Genomic DNA, 18,659 nt, shown 5'->3' with positions numbered 1-18,659 from the left:
TGACAGCGGACGAAAAGAGTGACCGGCAGGCATCGCTCGGGCGAATGCGACTATTCGTACATCGAAACGGCCAAGACGGGCTTGCGAAAACGGGCACGATGGGGGTCATGAGTGACGACAGGGTAGAGAACACCGATGACGGTCTCGCCCGCGCTGTCATCGCGAGTTCCGCCAATGCCGTCGTATCCCTCGATCGTGATCTTACCGTCCTCACGTGGAACCCCGCCGCCGAGCGCCTGTTCGGCTGGAGCGCCGGCGACATGATCGGGCGCCGGGCGCCGATCGTCCCCGACGAGCTGGTGGCCGAGCACAACGCGGTGCTGGAGCGCGTGCGCACCGGCGGCCCGGTCTCGCTGCGCACCAAGCGCCGCCACAGCGACGGCTCCCTGCTGGACGTGGGCGTGGACATCAGCGCGCTCCGCTCCGAGACCGGTGCGCTGCTCGGGTACGTCTGCGTCTACCACTCGGTCGAGACCGACGCCGCCGCCCGCGAGCGAGGCGCCCGCAGGGCGATGCTCGTCCGGCGCCTGACCGACGTGGTCGCCGACATCAACGCCGAGCTGGAGCTCACACCCGTCCTGGACCGCATCGCGGCGAGCCTCGCCGATCTCACCGGCGCCGACGCGGGCGGGTTCGTGCTCATCGAGGACGGGCGCCTGCGGCTGGTCAGCACGCACGGCCTGCCCGAGGGGCTCAAGGGCGCCACCGCGGACCTGCACACCAGCCTCGTCGGCAAGCTGCTGCGCACCGGCAAGACCGTGCTGCTGGAGACCGGTGACCAGGCCGTGCTCGACGAGCTGATCTGGTCGGAGCTGCCCGGCCTGCACACCATCGCGCTGGGGGTCGCGGCGGTGGGCGGGCGGCCGTACGGCGCGCTCTACGCGCTGTTCGCCAGACGCAACGCCGGTCACATCGAGCTGGAACTGCTGGAGCTGCTGGCCGGGCACGCGGGCATCGCGCTCGGCAACGCGATGGCCTACCAGGACGCGGTCCGGCAGCGCGCCCACGAGCGGGCCGTCGTGGACGCCAGCGCCGACGGCATCGCGGTCCTCGACGGCGCGGGCCAGGTACGGCAGTGGAATCCCGCGGCCGAGGACCTGACCGCGGTGCGGGCCGCCGACGTGATCGGCGGCCCGCCGCCGTTCCCGCTGCCCGCGCCGGGACAGAAGCTCACCACCCAGCTCGGCTCCGGGCGCTGGCTGGACGTCGTCAGCGCCGAGATCGAGGAGACGGGCGAGACCGTCGTCGACTTCCGTGACGTCACCCGCGCCAAGGAACTGGAGGAGGCCAAGGATCTGTTCCTGGCCATGACCGGTCACGAACTGCGCACGCCGATCACGGTCGTGCAGGGGTTCGCCAGCACGCTCGACGCCCGCTGGGACAAGCTGCCGGACGTCGAGCGGCGGGCCGCCGTCCGCACCATCGCCGAGCGGGCCCGGGCGCTCGGCCAGCTCATGGACCATCTTCTGCTCGGCGCGCGGGCCGGCGCGGAGGAGCTCAAGGTCCAGATCGAGACTTTTGACCTGGGAGAACGTGTACGGGCGGCGACATTGGGAATGCCGGTCCTTTCCGACAGGCATCGGGTGGAAGTCGACATCCCACGTGATTTGCCATTGGTCGACGGGGACGCGCTGGCCACCGATATCCTGCTCGGCCAGCTTCTGGAGAATGCGTTCAAATATTCGCCGAACGGAGGGCTGATCCGTGTGCTCGCCTGGCCCGAGGGCGACCTCGTCGTGCTCGCGGTCGACGACGAGGGGGTCGGCATCGCGCCCGGCGACCGTGAGCGGATCTTCGAGAGGTTCGTCCAGGCCGACAGCGGTGACCGCCGCCGGTTCGGCGGTGTGGGCCTCGGTCTGTACATCGCGCGCAGCCTGGCGCGGGCGCAGGGCGGGGAAGTCACCGCCCATCCACGGCCGGGCGGCGGCACCCGAATGCGGTTCGTTCTGCGGACCGCGCCTGCCTATATCGGATCCGACACACCGAAGCGGTAACGAGCCGGTCACAGATGTGCTCGCCTATTGTCGAATCTGCACAAGCAATGATCGCCACGCGGTTTCCAGAACCATCGAACGGGGCATTTCGGTCGTACTGGGATGTGTTTTCCTCAGGGGGAAATGCAGGAGAACGGGGAAGTGAGGGCGTCGTGCTGTTGCCGTATGCGCCGACCAGCGTCGCCGTCGCACGCCGGCGTCTCAGCGCCGATCTCGAGGCATGGGGGGTGTTCGCCGCCGCGATCGAGGATGCCGTCCTCGTGGTGAGCGAACTGCTGAGCAACGCGTTGCGTCACGCCCATCCGCTCCCGTCAGGCCAGATCATGGCCACATGGGACTGGGCTGAAGGCCACCTCGAGGTCACGGTGAGTGATGGAGGAGCGACGACCGAGCCCCGCGCGGGACGGCCGGCCCTCTCCTCGCTCGGCGGGCGGGGGCTCGGCATCGTCGAGTTTCTCGCCGAGCGCTGGGGCGTGCGTCACGACGGTGAGGTGACCACGGTCTGGGCGATCCTCCACGCCCCAGTTGCTGTCCTTAATCCGCCAGTACGAACGCCCGAAATAGGGGCCCTACGAGAGTGCGGTTAGCCGTTCCCTGCTGATGGGGCACGACATGCAGCGCGGGCCGCCCCGGCCGCTGCCGAGTTCACTGCCCGCAATTCGGATTACCTTGACCCCCGCCGCCTCCAGCCGGGCGTTGGTCTCGACGTTGCGCTCGTAGGCGACCGCGACACGCGGAGCCAGGGCGAGGGTGTTGTTGCCGTCGTCCCACTGCTCGCGCTCGGCGGTGACCGGGTCGAGCCCGGTGTCGATCACCTTCACCCGCTCGATCCCCATGGCCTGGGCCGCCGCGTCCAGGAACGGGCGCGGCTCGAAGACGCGGACCTCGCCCTCCTTCTCCCCGGCGGTCACGGTGTAGGCCTGCAGCGAGTAGGCCACCGGCGGGTACATGACCACGGTGTCCACGTCGACCATCGTGCAGATCGTGTCCAGGTGCATGGTGGCGCGCTGCTGGGCGATCGGCACCGCGAGGACGGTGTGCGCCAGCCCGGCGGCGAAGACCCTCCGGCACAGCCTCTCCACTCCGGCCGGGGTCGTACGCTCGCCGGTCCCGACGGCGATCACACCCGGGCCCATCAGCAGCACGTCACCGCCCTCGACGTGCTCCAGCCACGGGTCGTACAGGTGCTCCACCCCCGCGAACCTCGGGTGGTAGGTGTAGATCAGACGGGTGAGCAGGCTCTCGCGCGTCCGCGCGGGCATGGCGAGGCTGGTCACCGCGACGCGGTCGCCGATCCACACGCTGGAGTCCCTGGTGAACAGCAGGTTGGGCAGCGGGTCGATGACGAAGTCGTGCCGGTCCATCAGGTCGTACACCAGGCCCCGGCCCGTCTTGAGCTCCTCGCGCGCCAGGCCGGCGATCAGGGTCTGGGTGAGGTCCTCCGGATCGAGGTCCTCCAAGTGACGGCGGGTGAGCTGGGTCAGCCGGTCGCCGAGCTGCCGCTCCGCCAGCACGGCGGGGACGATCTCCTCCCGCGCGTCCTCGTACTCCAGGGTGTCCTGCAGCAGCTCGGTGAGGTAGAGCACCTCGACCCCGTGGTCGCGCAGCGCCTGCGCGAAGGCGTCATGCTCCTCCTGGGCCCGGCCGACCCAGGGGATGCCGTCGAACAGCAGCTTGTCGTTGTTGCGGGGGGTCAGCCGCTTCAGCTCGGCGCCGGGGCGGTGCAGCAGCACCGTCTGCAGCCGCCCGACTTCGCTGTCGGCACCGTTCATCGTTCGGCCCTCCCGTTGAAACCAGTCCTGATGGAACACTTCCGACATTCAACGGTAACGGCGCGCAACCCCCCACAAGGGCACGAGGAGCAGTTGTCAGGCCGGCTTCGGGTACAGCAGTGCCCGCTCGACGGCCGTCCACGCCGTGCTGACCAGCAGATACAGACCTGCCGCCAGCGGGAGGAACGTCGCGAACACCACGGTCGCGTACGGCAGCAGCCGCAGCGCGCGGGGCTGGACCTCGCCCATACGACGCGAGACGATCCAGGCCACCACCGCGAGCAGCGCGAACAGGCCGACGAACACCAGGGCGGGGGCGCCGAAGAGGCCGCCGGTCGCTATCGCGGTGGCGAAGTGGTCCCCGAGCGGGACGCCGAGGGCGCTCTGCGCGAGCAGCAGGTTCGGGTGGCCCGCGATCGTCGCGGCGACGAACACCCGGTAGGTCACCATGAAGAACGGCGACTGCGCCAGGCCGGGCAGGATCCCCGCGAACATCGAGGTGCCCTCGGCGGCGTACAGCTTGGTCGTCTCACGGTAGAGCCGCTCGGGATCGCGGCCGAAGCGCTTCCTGAGCGCCTCGACCTTCGGCGCCAGGCGCATCCGCGCCTTCGCCGCCTTGGCCTGCCGGATGCTGAGCGGCAGGAGCAGCAGCCGTACGGCCAGGGTGAACAGGACGATCGCGAACCCCGCGCCCGTGAGCGAGGCGACGGATTCGATCAGCCGGTAGGCAGGGTAGATGACGGTGTCGAGCATGGCGGCGCGAAGCCCCTTCGTCTGGGAGACGGGCATGACGGCCCGCCCGCGGCACGGTGTCCGCGGGTGGACATGACGAAGGCGCCCGCCGGAGGCCGGCAGGGAAGATCGCTGACGGAACGCTAGGCGGGCGCGGGGCCCGCCGAAGGTGCTCTCGGCCGGGGACGGCCGGCGCTGTCGGGATGGCGCTGCCGCACGAACACCGAATGGGCGGCACGCGAGCGCAGGCCCGGCCGGGCGGCGACCGCGGGAACCGCGGCCAGCCTCCCGAGAGCCCAGGCGAACAGAAGGAGCGTGACTCCCACGAACCCGACCGCCGTCAACATGCCGGGGCTGCCCGCGAGCAGCTGCCCGAGCATCGCGACGGTGGTGTGGAAGGCGGTCATCTCTACTTCGAGAGCTTACCGACCAAGGTCACCGCGGCCATCACCACGAAGGCGATGAGAGCGACGACGAAGAGAAGCTTGAAGATCCCGAAGATGGCGGGGATCAGGAGCCCGAACACTACGTAGAGTGCGAGCACGACGCCGAGAATGGAGAGCACGATACGGGCCATATCCAGAAGGTACGTCCACGCGGGGCCGCCTGCGAGCGATTAACCGATCATTGGTCGAGATCGTGACTTTCCGGCCGCCCGCAGGGACGGCCTTCCGCGGGGCCTTACGAAGTGGTGACGGGAGTGCCCGGAACGGTCCCATCGGCTTTACGGTTGGACGTCGACGTCCTCTCACCAGGGCCGATCTTCGAAGGGTTCCTCAGATGCTTGTGCAGGCCAGGCGCGAGGCCGGGGGGTGCCGCCGGTGAGCGCGGCCTCCGCGACGCGGATCCTCGTGGTCGAGGACGACCCGACCGTGGCCGAGGTCGTCGTGAAATACCTCGAACGCGACGGCCACGTGGTCGAGAGCGTCGGCGACGGCGCCGAGGCGCTGCGCCGGGCGCTCGCCGACCCGCCCGACCTGATGGTCCTCGACCTCATGCTCCCCGGCATGGACGGCCTGCAGGTCTGCAAGAAGCTCAGGGAACGCCGTCCGGTCCCCGTCATCATGCTCACCGCCCTCGGCGAGGAAATCGACCGCGTCGTCGGCCTGGAGACCGGAGCCGACGACTACGTCACCAAGCCGTTCAGCCCCCGGGAGCTGGCCCTGCGCGTGCAGTCGGTGCTGCGGCGCGCGCGGGGCGCCCTGGTCACCACCGGCACCGGTGTGCTGCGCGACGGCGACCTGGTGGTGGACGTGGGGGCGCACGAGGTGCGGCTGCGCGACCTCGAGATCACCCTGACCGCCCGCGAGTTCGACCTGCTGGCCTATCTCATGCGCAACCCGCGGCAGGCGTTCAGCCGTACGGCGCTGCTCGACCAGGTGTGGGGCTGGTCGTTCGGGGACACCTCGACGGTCACCGTCCACGTCCGCCGCCTGCGCGAGAAGATCGAGACCGACCCGACCGCGCCCCGCCGCATCGTCACCGTCTGGGGTGTCGGCTACCGGTACGAGCCGGCGGTCGACACGTGACGGGTGTCGGGGACCGTACGTGATCACGCAGATCGTCGCCGTCACGGGCGGCCTGGGGCTCGCGCTGACGGGCCTCGGCCTCGTGCTGATGTGGCTCCTGCGGCGACGGTCGATCGGGCTCATGCTGGTCGTCGTGGCCGTGGTGACGGTCACCGCGACGGTGGCGGGAGTGGTGGTGATCACCCTAGAAATGATCATCCCTGGTCACGCCCGGGACGTCGCGCTCACCGTCAGTTACATCGCCGGCCTGGTCGGCATGGGCGTGGCGATGGCGGTGGCGCGGCAGGTGTTCGCGGCCAGCCGGCGGCTCGTCGCCGCCGTGGAGGCCGTGGCCCCCTCCCACGACTACGTTCCGCCGTCCGGTCCTCTTCCGGCCGAACTCCAGATCATCAGTGACGCCCTGCGGCAGGCGTACGAACGGCTTCGGGAGGGGCACGAGCGGGAACGAGCCCTCGAAGGCGCGCGGCGTGAGCTGGTCGCCTGGGTGAGCCACGACCTCCGCACGCCGCTCGCCGGCATGCGGGCCATGGCGGAGGCCCTGGAGGACGGAGTCGCCGCCGACGACGCGACCGTCCGGAGGTACCACACCCGGATCAGGCTCGAGGTGGACCGGCTGTCTCACATGGTGGACGACCTGTTCGAGCTGTCGCGGATCCACGCGGGAGCGCTGCGGCTCTCACCTCGGCGCATCGGCGTCGGCGACCTCGTGGCCGACACGCTCGCGGGCGCTGAGGCCCTGGCCGGTGCCAAGGGAGTGCGCCTGGTCGGCGAGGCCGGGCCGGTGCCGCCGGTGAACGCCGACGCCGCCGAGCTCGGACGGGCGCTGCGCAACCTCGTCGTCAACGCCATCCGGCACACCCCGGCGGACGGCACCGTGGTCGTCCGCGCGGTCGCCGACCACCAGGCCGTACGCCTGTCGGTGGCCGACTGCTGCGGCGGCATCCCCGAGGACGACCTGCCCCGGGTCTTCGACGTCGCCTTCAGGGGAGAGACCGCCCGCACCCCCGGCCCCGACCGGGGCGCGGGGCTCGGCCTCGCCATCGCCCGCGGCATCGTCGAAGCTCACCAGGGCGCCATCACGGTGGTCAACGAAGGAGCGGGCTGCCGCTTCGAGATCGCGCTGCCGCTCTCGGAACCGCCCGGCTGACGGGCGCCCGTGCCGCGCCGGCCGGAGGCCTCGTGCGCGCCCGTGACGGGCTCGGTGGGCGGCGACGCGTGGGACGCGCCGGCATGAGGGTCGTTCTCCCGCTCCGGCCCGGCGGACGGCTCGCCCGGGGAGATGCCGGCGAGCGCCTCCGACATCGCGCGGAACGTCGGGCAGGGCCAGCGCCACATGCAGCTCCGGCAGCGCAGGATCGGGTGCGCGGCGTCGCTGGTGATGCCGCCGGCGTCGCGGGGCTGGTGGAGATCGAGCAGCCGCAGGCCGAGCTCGGAGAAGCACAGCAGCTCCGTGCGGGCGGCGGCGAGCAGGTCGAGATCGTCCACCGAAAGGCGTGTCTTGACGGGGACGTACCCGTCGCGGTTGATCAACGATCGGAGCGGAAGGGCGGCGTCCCCCCAGGCGCGGGCCCTCTCGCTCCGGGTGAGGACGGCCTCCAGCCGCTCGCGCATGCACTGGCGCTGGGGATCCTCGGGTGTGTCACTGTTCATCGGCGCTGTCGGGCCCGTCGCGCTCCACGCCCGCCTCTCCATCTCGAAGTGACGACCGGACGCGGAGATTCCGGGCCTCCCCCCCTTCCGGCCGAGCCGGTGTCGCATAGCGTCAAGCTTCGCGCACTCACCGTTTCCGTGAGGCCGAAACGGGGAACAAAGGGCGAGCGACTCTTCGGTTATCGCGTAGAACGTGACCCGGCGGCGGTACGGCGCTAGTGTGCCCGCTGTGGAGCTCAAGGTCTCGACTCGATCACATGCCGGCCACGCCATCTTGACGGTCGTCGGCGAAATCGACCTATATACCGCGCCTCGTCTCCAGACGGAGTTCACCCGTCTGCTGGAGACCGGGCCCGACCGGGTCGTCATAGACATGTCCGGCGTGGAGTTCTGCGACTCCACGGGCATGAACGTCCTGCTGTCCGCTCTCAAGCGGATGCGAGAACGCGGTGGCATCCTCGAGGTGGCCTCGCCGCGCCCGGCCGTCCGCAAGATCCTCCAGGTGACGGGGCTCGACTCGGTGTTCACCGTGCACGACACCATCCCGGCGGAGTTGCTCACGGCGGAACATCCCGGCTAGCGTCGTTCGGTCGCCGAAGTCAGCGAAACCTCGCGAGGAGCGATGAGCGACGCACGTCCCGACACAGCGGTGATCGTCCCGGCCAAGGACGAAGCCCGGCGCATCGGCGCCACCGTGACCGCCGCCCTGGCCATCCCGGGCGTCGATCTCGTCGTGGTGGTCGACGACGGCTCGTCCGACGCCACGGGCAGGGTGGCCAGGTCCGCGGGCGCCCGTGTCCTCCGCCACAGCCGCAACCGCGGCAAGGCGGCGGCGATGGAGAGCGGCGCGGAAGCCGTGCGCCTGCTCGACGAGGACGGCAGCCGTCATCTGCTCTTCCTCGACGCCGACCTCGGCGAGACCGCCGGCAAGGCGGCGCCGTTGATCGAGCCGGTCCGCGCCGGTTCGGCCGACATGACCATCGCGACCTTCGCCAACCGCGTCAAGCTGGGCGGCCACGGCTTCGTGGTACGGCTGTCGCGCGAGGGCATCAGGCGCGCCTGCGGCTGGCAGGCCACCCAGCCGCTCAACGGACAGCGCTGCCTCACGAGGGCGGCCTTCGAGGCGGCGCGCCCACTCGCGCGCGGCTTCGGCGTCGAGACCGGGCTGACGATCGACCTGATCCGCGACGGCTTCCGCGTGGTCGAGGTCGAGGTCGACATGTCCCACCGCGCCACCGGCACCGACTGGCACGCGCAGGTGCACCGGGCGCGCCAGTTCCGTGACGTCGCCCTCGCCCTCGCCACGCGCGAACCGGCCGTCACCACCCTGAGAACCCTCCTCAGCGGCCCCCGCTGACTTTCCACAGGCAGGGGCCACAGGCGCCGGGTTTTCCACAGGGCGGCTCGGGCGATGTCGGTGGTGTGCTGGAATCGTCCGGTGGATCGGGACCTGTTGCCGGGACGTGACGCCGCTGCGCGGATCGCCGTCTCCGGCATCGCACTCAGCGTCGTCGCGACGATCGCCATCGGCCTGCTCGGGCCCTCGGCGGTCGTTCCGGCGCTGGCGGGGCCCGGATGGCAGCCGCCCTACTCTCTGAATCTCTCGCCCGCCGGCCACCTGGTCGTCGCCATGGAAGCGGCGGCCGTCCTGCTCGGCGGCATCGGGCTCGCCGCGGCACTGGTCGCGGTGCGTCGCGGCTGGGCGCCCGACCCCCGCCTGTTGCTGCTGGCCGGTTGCCTGGCCGCCGCCGTTCTGGCCTTCCTGCCGCCCTCCGGCTCCGCCGACCATCTCAACTACGCCGCCTACGGCCGCATGGCCGTCCTCGGCCACGATCCCTATTCCGCCGGGGCGGTCGCCTTGCCCGGCGATCCGATCGCCGACGCCGTGGAGAAGCCCTGGCGCGAGGAGCCGAGCGTCTACGGGCCGGTCGCGACCGCCGTGCAGGCGCTGGCCGCCCTGGTCGGCGGTGGCTCCGTGCGGCTGACGGTGTTCCTGCTCGCCACCGTCAACGCCGCCGCGTTCGTCGCCACGGCGCTGCTGCTCCACAGATTCGCGGGCCGCCATCAGGAGATCGAGGGGCAGGCGGGCCAGGGCGGCCGGGGGCGGCAGGTGCGGGCCGCGCTGCTGTGGACGGCGAACCCGTTGGTGATCTACCAGCTGGTGGCGGGCATGCACGTCGACACGGTCGCCATCGTCTTCGCGGTCGCCGCCCTGCTCGCGGGCGCCGAGCGGCGCCGGTGGGCGGCCGGGGTCCTGCTCGGCCTGGGCATCGCCGTCAAGGCGAACGCCGGCCTGGTGGCGATCGGGCCGGCGTGGGAGCTGAGGAGGTCTCCGCGCCGGCTCGCCGTCGTGGCGGGCGCGGCCACGGCCACCGTGCTGGTCGCCTACCTCCTCGCCGGGCCGCAGGCGCTGAACCCCGTGCTCCACGCCACCAAGTCGATCTCCTGGGCGACTCCCTGGCATCTCGTGCAGAAGGGCCTCCAGGCGGCCTTCGGTCCGGGGGCCTACCGCGTCTGGATCCAGATCGCTTCGTTGCTGGTCCTCGCGCTGCTCGCCACCGCTCTGCTCCGGGCTCTGCGCGTGCCGTACGGCCTGACGGGAGGGCTGCGAGGGCCGTACGACGATGGCCGGCCACCAAGGGCACGCCTGGCCGAGGCGGCGGGGGTCGCCGTCGCGGTGGTGGCGGCGTGGCTGTTCGCGACGCCCTACGCCCTGCCGTGGTACGACGGGCTGGGCTTCGCGCTGCTGGCGATGGTCCCGGCCACGGCGCTCGACGGGTTCATGGTCGCGCGTCTGACCGTGCTCTCACTGGCATACCTGCCCGCCCGGCAGGACCGTCAGCCGGCCGATCTGAGCTGGCTGTTCACTGTGCGGGGCGTGGTGGTTCCGGCGCTTCTGCTGGCGCTGACCGCCGTGCTGGCGTGGTGGGCACTGACGACCGCTGCAGGGCGCGGATCGACGCGGCCAGCGTCAACGGCACCGCCACCGTGAGGGCCATGGCCGGGATCGCGATGCCCGAGTCGTTGATCAGGAAGCCGACCAGCGCGGTGGTGAGCACGCCGAAGAGCGCGGCCCGCAGCGCCGGAGCCTCGGCGTAGGCCAGGCTCAGCGCCGAGGCGCCCCACTCCGAGGGCCGGGCCAGCACCAGGTAGAGGAACGCCAGCGCGGCGAGCGAGAGCAGTGTGAGTTGCCAGTTCCCGAGGGTGCCGAGCATCGCGCCGAGCTTGCGGCCGATCACGGGCAACCCCTCACCGTCGATCACCTGCTGGACGAAGGCCCCGAGATGTGTGCGCTGTTCGGCCGGGCGCAGCCAGTCGGCCACCGCGATCGCGCTGATCAGCACCGCACCGGCGGCGGCCACGATCACCAGTTTTCCGACGGTGACGCGCAGGCCCGCGAGCATCATCGCGAACACCGCGAACCCGAGCACGAAGGCGGGGACGCCGCCGAAGTCGGCCCCCCAGCCTGGCCAGCCGTCGGCGAAGATCGCGAGTAGTCCGTACGCCAGGCAGACGGCCAGGGCGATCACGCGCCGGCCACGCCGTATCAGCGCCTGCGCCACCGCGGCGAGGGCGAGGATGGTCCCGGTCGCGTACACCGCGAAGGCGATGTTGCTGAAACCGTAGAAGCGGCCGCCGGTGACGGGTTCGTACCCCGTGACCGCGTTCACCTGGAGACGTGACCCGGTGGCCACGTCGATCAGGAGGGCCAGCGACGTCAGCCCCCCGACCACGCCGAGCGGGCCGAGGACGTGCGCGCGCCACGGTCCGGCGAACGCGAGCGCGGCGAGCAGCGCGGCGAACCCCACGATGGTGGCGATCAGGGCGACCATCGGGTGGGCCAGGTTCCACCACGGCACGAGCTGTGCGAGGAAGGTGGACACCGCCACCGCGCCGCTGGCCACCGCCAGGACCTGCATGGCCACCAGGACACGCGGGCCTCCCCTGCGGCGGCGGACGGCGAGGGCGGCGAGCCCGTAGAAGATCAGCTGGACGGTCACGAACACCGCGTAGAACGGCGCACGCACCTGCACCAGGACTCGGCTGGCCAGGTCGGCGTCGGCCAGTTCCCGGACGGTGTCGCCCACCGCGGCCGGGGCGGAGCCGGCGGGCGTCCACGGGCGTCCGACCGTCCCTTCGGGGAGGGTGACGTCGAGCAGGTCCGCGACGGTGGTCGTCAGGTCGGTGACGGTGACCAGCGCCTCCTGGCGGGTGGAGGAGGCGGTGAGGTGGCCGTGGCCGTACGGCTTCCCGGGGGGGGACGGACCGGTGGCGAGGGCCGTGTGGAGGTGCGCGGCGGGTGAGGCGTCGGAGAGCCCGGCGACGAGGGTCGTCGCTCCGGCGGGGAGGATCTTGAGGATCTCGCCGACGCGGCGGTCGGCGCTCGCGGCCGCCTGGGCGCGGGCCTGCCGGGTGAGATCGGGGGCGGGAGCCGTCGTGGCGGCGGCCGGCTGGGTGAGCCAGGCGCGGGCGAGGTCGTCGACGTCGGCGACGATCAGGTTGTAGCGGGCCGGGTCGCCCAGGCCGCGCACGTCGTCAGCATATTTAGCGATTTTTCCGGACTTATCGGCTGCGCCCAGTGCGGCGCCCGCGCCGACCGCCGCCACGCTCCCGCCCGCGTCCCGCACGGCCTGCCCCAGCAGGCCGATCGCGGCCCGGTAGGAGGTCGCGGCGTTGTACGACGCCAGCTCCGCCCAGCCCGGAACGCTCGCCGAGCCGTCGGCCGCCACCTGCGGCGCCGACGGCAGCGCGCACTCGCCCGCCCCCGACCCGGCGCGCTGACCCGCCGAAACCGTCAGCCATCCCGCGACCGGGCAGGTGATCGGACGGTTGGGCGCCGGATAGGCCCGGGTCGACATCGACGCCGACGCCCCTCGCCCGACCAGCGCCCAGAGGTTCGGCGTCCCCGCCTGGCTGAGATCCGCCCACTGCAGCCCCGGCACACCGATCAGTAGGACATGCGCGGCGGAGCCGGGGAGACTCGTGGAGGAAGCCCCGGCCGTCCCTGACCGCGTCCCGTCGTAGGACGCCGTCGGCGAGCCGCCTCTTGCCGGGGCCCCCGCCGCACGCTCGCCGTCGTAGGCGGTCGCCCTGGCCGGGCCGGCGCCGAGCAGGACCATGGCCAACGCGCACACGAGGACCGGCCATATCGACGCCCACCCGCGGCGCCGCCGCAGGAGGGCCGCCCCGGCGACGGGCGCGGGGATCCCACGGACGGCCTCTCGCATGTCCAACAGGGCCCCTCGCTTTCCTGCGCCGACGGCTCGTCCTGAAACCATAGCCACTAGCCAGAGGCCTCTTTCACGCCCGCGAAACCGCCGGCACAGGTTCCGCCGTGTCCGGCGCCGCCGCCGTCCCGCGCCGGCGACGGGAGAGGGTGGGACGGTGAGGGAGGCGGTAGCCTGCCTCGTCGTGAGGAGTGGTGAGGCGGCGGTGGCCGGGCGGCGGTGGTGGGTGTGGCCGGTCGCGTTGCTCGTCGTCGGCCTGGCGGCCGTCCCGCTGGTGAGCTACTGGCTGACCAACCCCGCCGACCAGCGGCTCGTCGACCTCGACGTCTACCGCACCGGAGGCGAGAGCCTGCTGCGCGGCCTCCCGGTCTACGACGTGATCACCCCGGCGCCGCAACTGCTGCCCTTCACCTACCCGCCGATCGCCGCGATCCTGGCCGTCCCCCTGGCCATGATGTCCTGGCCCGCCGCGCAGTGGGTGTGGACGGCAGGCGTCCTCCTCTGCCTCACCGTGACCGTCTGGTACGCCTTCCGGGAGCTCCTGGCGCGCGTCCGGCGCCCGGCGTGGGCCCTGCCCCTGCTGTTCGGCGCGCTCGCGGCGGCGTGCACCTACCTCATGCCGATCAGGGACCAGGTCCGGTTCGGCCAGGTGGACATCCTCCTGGTGATGCTGTGCCTGGTGGACTGTCTCGCCCGCCGCCCCTGGTGGCCCCGCGGGATGCTCATCGGGCTCGCCACCGCGGTCAAGCTCACCCCGGGCGTCTTCCTGATCTACCTGCTGATCACCGGGTTCGGACGGGACGCGCTGCCCGAGCAGCGCAGGACGTTCTTCATGGCGGCCTTCACCACGGTGCTGCTGACCGTGCTGCCCTTCCTGGTCATTCCGCACGACGCCGCCGATTTCTGGTTCTCGGCCCTGCTCGACTCCGGCCGCGTGGGGTCCAACACCGCCACCACCAACCAGTCGCTTCGTGGAATGCTGCTCCGCCTCTACCTTCCCGAGACGCTCACCGCGCTGCTGTGGCTCGTGCTGGCCGCCGCCGTCGCGTGGTACGGCTTCCGCCACGCCCGTCGCGCCCTGCTGAACGGCGACCGGATGACGGCCGTGGCGCTGACCGGGCTGATGGCGGTGCTGATCTCGCCGGTGGCCTGGATCCACCACCTCGCCTGGTCGGTCGTGGCCCTCGCCGCGCTCGCGGGCTCCGAGCTGCGCCTGTGGAGGGCCGGCGGCCCGCCCACCGGTGTCCGGAGGTTCGTCCCGGCCTGGGTTCTGCTGCCCGCGGGGGTCTGGCTCTACTACGTGCTGCCGATCCCGTGGTGGGGGGTCTCGTTGCGTGCCGCCGAGATCCCGGTGCTCAGCCCGGTGGCCGGGCGCGTCGTCCAGGACGCCTTCGGGCTCGGCGCCATCGGCCTGGTGTGGCTGCTCGCCCGCCGTTCGCGACAGGCGTGCGCGGCGGCGGAGCGGACGGCCGCGGGGGAGCCCGTGTCCGCGTCCTGAGCCTCGCAATGCGGGGCCCGGCCGGCTCAGGGACGGGATCGAGCGTTGCTCGAGCGGTTCTCGAACCACTCCCGGTACCCTTTCGGTATGCCGAAAATCGCCTACCTCGGGCCTGAGGGCAGCTTCTCCGAAGCCGCTCTGAGGGCTCTCACGCCCGACGCCGAGCGCGTGCCGCGTGCCAATGTCACAGCGGCGCTCGAAGCGGTGCGTGCGGGCGAGGCCGACGGCGCCGTCGTCCCCCTGGAGAACTCCGTCGAGGGCGCGATCACCGTCACGCTCGACGAGTTCGCCTGGGGAGATCCGCTTCTGATCGTCGCCGAGCTGCTCCTGCCCGTGGAGTTCTCGCTGCTCGTACGCCCGGGCACCGGGATGCCGCACATCAAGCGGGTCTACACCCACCCGGCGGCGATCACCCAGTGCCGCAACTTCCTGGCCCGCGAGCTCCCCGACGCCGTGGTGGTCGCCGCGCCGTCGACCTCGGGCGCCGCGCAGGAGGTGTCCACGCCCGGCTCGCCGTACGACGCGGCGATCGGCCCGGCGATCGCGGGCGAGCACTACGGGCTGGGCGAGCTGGCCTCGCGCATCGGCGACCGCGACGACACGGTCACGAGGTTCGTGCTGGTGTCGCGGCCGGGACCGCTGCCCGAGCCCACCGGGGCCGACCGCACCTCGCTGGTCGCCTTCCTCCGCGACGATCACCCCGGCGCCCTGCTCGAGATGCTCAGTGAGTTCGCCGTGCGCGGCGTCAACCTGACGCGCATCGAGTCGCGGCCCACGGGTGACGGCATCGGGCGCTATTTCTTCCACTTCGACGCCGAGGGCCACATCGCCGAGGCGCGCGTCGGCGAGGCCCTCTCGGGCCTGCACAGGCTCTGCTCCGACGTGCGGTTCCTCGGCAGCTACCCTCGGGCGGACCGGGTCGCGCCGCAGCTCAAGCACGGCACGGGCGACTCCGACTTCGCCGAGGCGGCCGACTGGCTGGCGAGGATGCGCACCGGAGAGGTGTAACAGATCACACACGCCGCGAATAGCCGCGCGAGCGCCCGCCGGACATCGGTAGCCTTGTTGTGTGATTGACCTGCGTACCCTTCGTGAGGACCCCGACCGGCTACGGGCGTCGCAGCGTGCCCGCGGTGAGGACGACTCCGTCGTCGACACGCTGCTCGACCTCGATGAGCGACGCCGTGGCGCGCTGAGTGCCTACGAGGCGCTCCGCGCCGAGCAGAAGAGCGTCGGCAAGTCGGTCTCCGCGTCCTCCGGTGACGAGCGGGCCGCGCTTCTCGCACGGGCCAAGGACCTCGCCGCCGACGTGAAGGGCGCCGAGGCGGAGGCCGAGCGGCTCGCCAAGCAGCTCGACGAGCTGCTGGCGAGCGTGCCCAACCTCGTGGAGGAGGGCGCGCCGGTCGGCGGCGAGGACGACTACGTCGTGCTGGAGGAGGTCGGCGAGCGGACCTCGTTCGACTTCACCCCGCGCGACCACCTCGAGCTGGGCGAGATGCTCGGGGCGATCGACACCGAGCGCGGCGCGAAGGTGTCGGGCGCGAGGTTCTTCTTCCTCACGGGCGTGGGCGCCCGGCTGCAGCTCGGCCTGCTCAACATGGCGATGCAGCAGGCCATCGAGGCCGGCTTCACCCCGATGATCACGCCGGTGCTGCTCAAGCCCGAGGCGATGGCCGGCACGGGCTTCCTCGGCTCGCACGCCTCCGAGGTCTACCGTCTGGAGGCCGACGACCTCTACCTCGTGGGCACCTCCGAGGCCCCGATGGCGGCCTACCACTGGGACGAGATCCTCGACGGCCGGTCGCTGCCGCTGCGGTACGCCGGGTGGTCCTCCTGCTTCCGGCGCGAGGCCGGGTCGTACGGCAAGGACACCCGGGGCATCATCCGGGTCCACCAGTTCGACAAGGTCGAGATGTTCTCCTACTGCCGCCCTGAGGAGGCGCAGGAGGAGCACCAGCGTCTGCTCCGGTGGGAGAAGGAGATGCTGGCCAAGGTCGAGCTGCCGTACCGGGTGATCGACACCGCGGCGGGCGATCTCGGCGCGAGCGCGGCCCGCAAGTTCGACTGTGAGGCCTGGCTCCCGACGCAGAACCGCTACCTCGAGCTCACCTCGACGTCCAACTGCACCGAGTTCCAGGCCAGGCGGCTCTCAGTGCGTTACAGGGACACCGACGAGAAGCCGAGGACCGTCGCCACCCTCAACGGCACCCTGGCGACCACACGGTGGATCGTGGCGATCCTGGAGAACCACCAGCAGGCCGACGGCTCTGTGGTGGTGCCTAAGGCGCTGCGGCCATATGTCGGACTCGACGTGTTGGAGCCGGTCAAGTAGGCGTTTCTCACATTCAGTAAGCCGCTTATCACGAAAGGGATAAGCGGCTTACTGTTGTGCCTTGTGCCACATTGTCCGCTTTGTCAGGTCAATAGGCCTATATATGACACGAAGGCGGGGTTCGCTGGAAGCGAACCCCGCCTTCTGTGTGTCAGTGGTCAGACGGCGCGGACCTGCGACGCCTGCGGGCCCTTCTGGCCCTGCGTGACCTCGAACTCGACCCGCTGGCCGTCCTCGAGGCTGCGGTAGCCGTTCCCGACGATCTCGGAGAAGTGCACGAAGACATCCGGAGCGTCGCCGTCCGGGGCGATGAATCCGTAGCCCTTCTCAGCGTTGAACCACTTGACGGTTCCCTGAGCCATTAAAGCTCTCCCTGCAATTGATCTTGGGGTTCACACCTCGCGAACCCCGGGTTGTGTCGCACAGCTTCCCGGGGCCGCTCAGACAGTCAAGCTGGTTCTGCACATCGGGTTCAGCTAATACAACGCCACCACATCTAACACTATCGGAGCGCCTTTGTTCCCGCTCCTCGCGAGAATCTTTTTCTCCCAGGGCTGAGGCGGGCCCCGGTCCCGCCACAGGGCAAACTAGAGCTTGTTATGGCCAGCCCGAGACTCGTCGCCACCGACCTGGACGGCACAGCCCTGCGCTCCGACGGCACCGTCTCCCCCCGCACCGCCGCCGCGTTCGAGCTCGTCGAGCGGGCCGGGGCGGTCCTGGTGTTCGTCACCGGCAGGCCCCCTCGCTGGATGGGCGCCGTCGCCGGAGCCGTACGGCACCACGGGCTCGCCATCTGCGCCAACGGAGCCCTCGTCTACGACCTGCACACCGAGACCATCGTCGAGTCGCACCTCATCGATCCGGAGATCCTCTCCGAGGCCGTGGCCCGCCTGCGCGACCGCCTGCCGGAGCTGAGCTTCTCCGTGGAGTACGAAGGCGGGTTCGCCCATGAAAGCGGCTTCAGGCTCGCCTCGGCGGACAGCAGAGAGGTCTCAGGGCTCCGCGTGGGCGTCTCCACGCTGACCTCCCAGCCCTGCGCCAAGCTCCTGGCCTTCCACCACAGCATGGACGCCGACCCGCTCCACGTCCTGGTGCAGGAGGTCGTCGGCGACCTGCTGACGGCCACCCACTCCAGCCGCAGAGGACTGATCGAGATGAGCGCGCAGGGAGTCACGAAGGCCTCCGCGCTCGCCGCGCTCGCCCACCGGCACCGCATCACCGCCGAGGATGTGGTGGCGTTCGGAGACATGCCGAACGACCTGCCGATGCTGTCATGGGCGGGCAGGTCCTACGCCGTGGCGAACGCCCACCCGGACGTGCTCGCCGCCGTCAGGCACGTGACGGCGGCGAACGACGACGACGGCGTCGCCCGGGTCCTCGAAGAGCTGTACGGCGGAACCGGCTACAGGTAAGGGCCCGAGGAGCGGTGGGGCTGCTGGTCCTCCTGGGACATGCCCTGAGGCAGCGCCCGCCGCATCTGCTCCAGCTGCGCCCTGGCGGCCATCTGCTGGGCGAACAGCGTGGTCTGGATGCCGTGGAACAGACCTTCGAGCCAGCCGACGAGCTGGGCGTGGGCCACCCGCAGCTCCGCGTCGCTCGGCGGGGGACTGTCGTCGGCGTCGGCGAACGGCAGGGACAGCCGTTCGAGCTCGTCGACGAGCTCGGGCGCCAAGCCGTCCTCGAGCTCCTTGATCGAGCTCTTGTGGATGTCCTTGAGGCGCTTGCGGCTGGCCTCGTCGAGAGGCGCCGCGCGCACCTCCTCGAGGAGCTGGCGGATCATGCTGCCGATGCGCATGACCTTCGCCGGCTGCTCGACGAGCTCGGCGACGGAGCGCTCCTCCTGCTCGCCATTGTTGCCCCCCTCGACCGTGAGGCCGTTGGGGCCCACGACCACGATGTGCGGGGTGCTCTCCTCAGCGTTCAT

General features: G+C 71.2%; 18 protein-coding genes and 1 pseudogene. 11 read left to right on the top strand and 8 right to left on the bottom strand.

Annotated features, from left to right (window positions below):
- Window positions 1-98 precede the first annotated feature (98 nt).
- Together KIK05_RS37535 and KIK05_RS37530 are read left to right on the top strand one after the other, a co-directional pair.
- Entirely contained in the window at window positions 99-1,994 is a 1,896-nt protein-coding gene (locus tag KIK05_RS37535) for a PAS domain-containing sensor histidine kinase (RefSeq protein WP_214415624.1), read from the top strand.
- Window positions 1,995-2,146: 152 nt separating this feature from the next.
- Window positions 2,147-2,581, top strand: a complete 435-nt coding sequence (locus tag KIK05_RS37530; RefSeq protein ID WP_308250281.1) for an ATP-binding protein — start codon at window positions 2,147-2,149, stop codon at window positions 2,579-2,581.
- On the opposite strand, the gene KIK05_RS37525 is transcribed toward KIK05_RS37530, so the two are convergent.
- The 4 genes from KIK05_RS37525 to KIK05_RS37510 form a co-directional block, all read right to left on the bottom strand.
- Complete coding sequence (locus tag KIK05_RS37525; RefSeq protein ID WP_214415622.1) at window positions 2,564-3,766, bottom strand: arginine deiminase; 1,203 nt, start codon at window positions 3,764-3,766, stop codon at window positions 2,564-2,566. The two genes, KIK05_RS37530 and KIK05_RS37525, sit on opposite strands and share 18 nt — an antisense overlap.
- 96 nt (window positions 3,767-3,862) lie before the next feature.
- The gene (locus KIK05_RS37520; RefSeq protein WP_214415621.1) at window positions 3,863-4,555 is read right to left on the bottom strand and encodes a YidC/Oxa1 family membrane protein insertase; all 693 of its coding nucleotides are present in this window, start codon (window positions 4,553-4,555) and stop codon (window positions 3,863-3,865) included.
- A gap of 86 nt (window positions 4,556-4,641) precedes the next feature.
- The gene (locus KIK05_RS37515) at window positions 4,642-4,905 is read right to left on the bottom strand and encodes a DUF6412 domain-containing protein (RefSeq protein WP_214415620.1); all 264 of its coding nucleotides are present in this window, start codon (window positions 4,903-4,905) and stop codon (window positions 4,642-4,644) included.
- A gap of 2 nt (window positions 4,906-4,907) precedes the next feature.
- Window positions 4,908-5,075, bottom strand: a complete 168-nt coding sequence (locus KIK05_RS37510) for a hypothetical protein (protein WP_214415619.1) — start codon at window positions 5,073-5,075, stop codon at window positions 4,908-4,910.
- A 244-nt stretch (window positions 5,076-5,319) separates the two neighbouring features.
- Between KIK05_RS37510 and KIK05_RS49180 the strand changes: the two genes are divergently transcribed.
- Window positions 5,320-6,027, top strand: coding sequence for a response regulator transcription factor (locus KIK05_RS49180; RefSeq protein WP_214415618.1), 708 nt, complete (start codon window positions 5,320-5,322; stop codon window positions 6,025-6,027).
- 19 nt (window positions 6,028-6,046) lie between these two features.
- Window positions 6,047-7,174: a sensor histidine kinase gene (locus KIK05_RS37500; RefSeq protein WP_308250280.1), complete on the top strand. Its 1,128-nt coding sequence runs from the start codon at window positions 6,047-6,049 to the stop codon at window positions 7,172-7,174.
- Here the strand turns inward: KIK05_RS37500 and KIK05_RS47560 are convergent.
- The gene (locus tag KIK05_RS47560; RefSeq protein ID WP_250564094.1) at window positions 7,090-7,677 is read right to left on the bottom strand and encodes a hypothetical protein; all 588 of its coding nucleotides are present in this window, start codon (window positions 7,675-7,677) and stop codon (window positions 7,090-7,092) included. The genes KIK05_RS37500 and KIK05_RS47560 overlap by 85 nt on opposite strands.
- 229 nt (window positions 7,678-7,906) lie before the next feature.
- Between KIK05_RS47560 and KIK05_RS37490 the strand changes: the two genes are divergently transcribed.
- The 3 genes and pseudogenes from KIK05_RS37490 to mptB form a co-directional block, all read left to right on the top strand.
- Window positions 7,907-8,257: an STAS domain-containing protein gene (locus KIK05_RS37490; protein WP_214415617.1), complete on the top strand. Its 351-nt coding sequence runs from the start codon at window positions 7,907-7,909 to the stop codon at window positions 8,255-8,257.
- Between the two features lie 42 nt (window positions 8,258-8,299).
- Window positions 8,300-9,034, top strand: coding sequence for a glycosyltransferase family 2 protein (locus tag KIK05_RS37485; protein WP_214415616.1), 735 nt, complete (start codon window positions 8,300-8,302; stop codon window positions 9,032-9,034).
- 54 nt (window positions 9,035-9,088) lie between these two features.
- Window positions 9,089-10,246 (top strand): annotated as a pseudogene (gene mptB / locus KIK05_RS37480) (polyprenol phosphomannose-dependent alpha 1,6 mannosyltransferase MptB); the annotation flags it as partial.
- Between the two features lie 295 nt (window positions 10,247-10,541).
- On the opposite strand, the gene KIK05_RS49725 reads toward mptB, so the two are convergent.
- Window positions 10,542-12,905, bottom strand: coding sequence for a hypothetical protein (locus KIK05_RS49725; protein WP_443729134.1), 2,364 nt, complete (start codon window positions 12,903-12,905; stop codon window positions 10,542-10,544).
- Between the two features lie 184 nt (window positions 12,906-13,089).
- Between KIK05_RS49725 and KIK05_RS37475 the strand changes: the two genes are divergently transcribed.
- The 3 genes from KIK05_RS37475 to serS all read left to right on the top strand — a co-directional run bounded on the left by KIK05_RS37475 (window position 13,090) and on the right by serS (window position 16,735).
- Entirely contained in the window at window positions 13,090-14,403 is a 1,314-nt protein-coding gene (locus tag KIK05_RS37475) for a glycosyltransferase 87 family protein (RefSeq protein ID WP_308250278.1), read from the top strand.
- Between the two features lie 87 nt (window positions 14,404-14,490).
- The gene (gene pheA, locus KIK05_RS37470) at window positions 14,491-15,411 is read left to right on the top strand and encodes a prephenate dehydratase (protein WP_214415613.1); all 921 of its coding nucleotides are present in this window, start codon (window positions 14,491-14,493) and stop codon (window positions 15,409-15,411) included.
- A 61-nt stretch (window positions 15,412-15,472) separates the two neighbouring features.
- Entirely contained in the window at window positions 15,473-16,735 is a 1,263-nt protein-coding gene (gene serS, locus KIK05_RS37465) for a serine--tRNA ligase (RefSeq protein WP_214415612.1), read from the top strand.
- Window positions 16,736-16,893: 158 nt separating this feature from the next.
- Here the strand turns inward: serS and KIK05_RS37460 are convergent, their stop codons facing one another.
- Window positions 16,894-17,097 (bottom strand): cold-shock protein, encoded by a 204-nt coding sequence (locus KIK05_RS37460; RefSeq protein ID WP_189164413.1) that lies wholly within the window; start codon window positions 17,095-17,097, stop codon window positions 16,894-16,896.
- Window positions 17,098-17,334: 237 nt separating this feature from the next.
- Between KIK05_RS37460 and KIK05_RS37455 the strand changes: the two genes are divergently transcribed.
- Window positions 17,335-18,147, top strand: coding sequence for an HAD family hydrolase (locus tag KIK05_RS37455; protein WP_214415611.1), 813 nt, complete (start codon window positions 17,335-17,337; stop codon window positions 18,145-18,147).
- Here the strand turns inward: KIK05_RS37455 and KIK05_RS37450 are convergent.
- Window positions 18,138-18,659 carry a bacterial proteasome activator family protein gene (locus KIK05_RS37450; protein WP_214415610.1) on the bottom strand — a complete coding sequence of 174 codons (522 nt, stop codon included), beginning with the start codon at window positions 18,657-18,659 and terminating at the stop codon, window positions 18,138-18,140. The genes KIK05_RS37455 and KIK05_RS37450 overlap by 10 nt on opposite strands.

This window comes from Sphaerisporangium fuscum, from assembly GCF_018531465.1.
In the GTDB taxonomy this organism is placed as follows: Bacteria; Actinomycetota; Actinomycetes; order Streptosporangiales; family Streptosporangiaceae; genus Sphaerisporangium; species Sphaerisporangium fuscum.
Note: the sequence above shows the minus strand (reverse complement) of the source record. Positions and strands in the feature narration are given on the sequence as shown.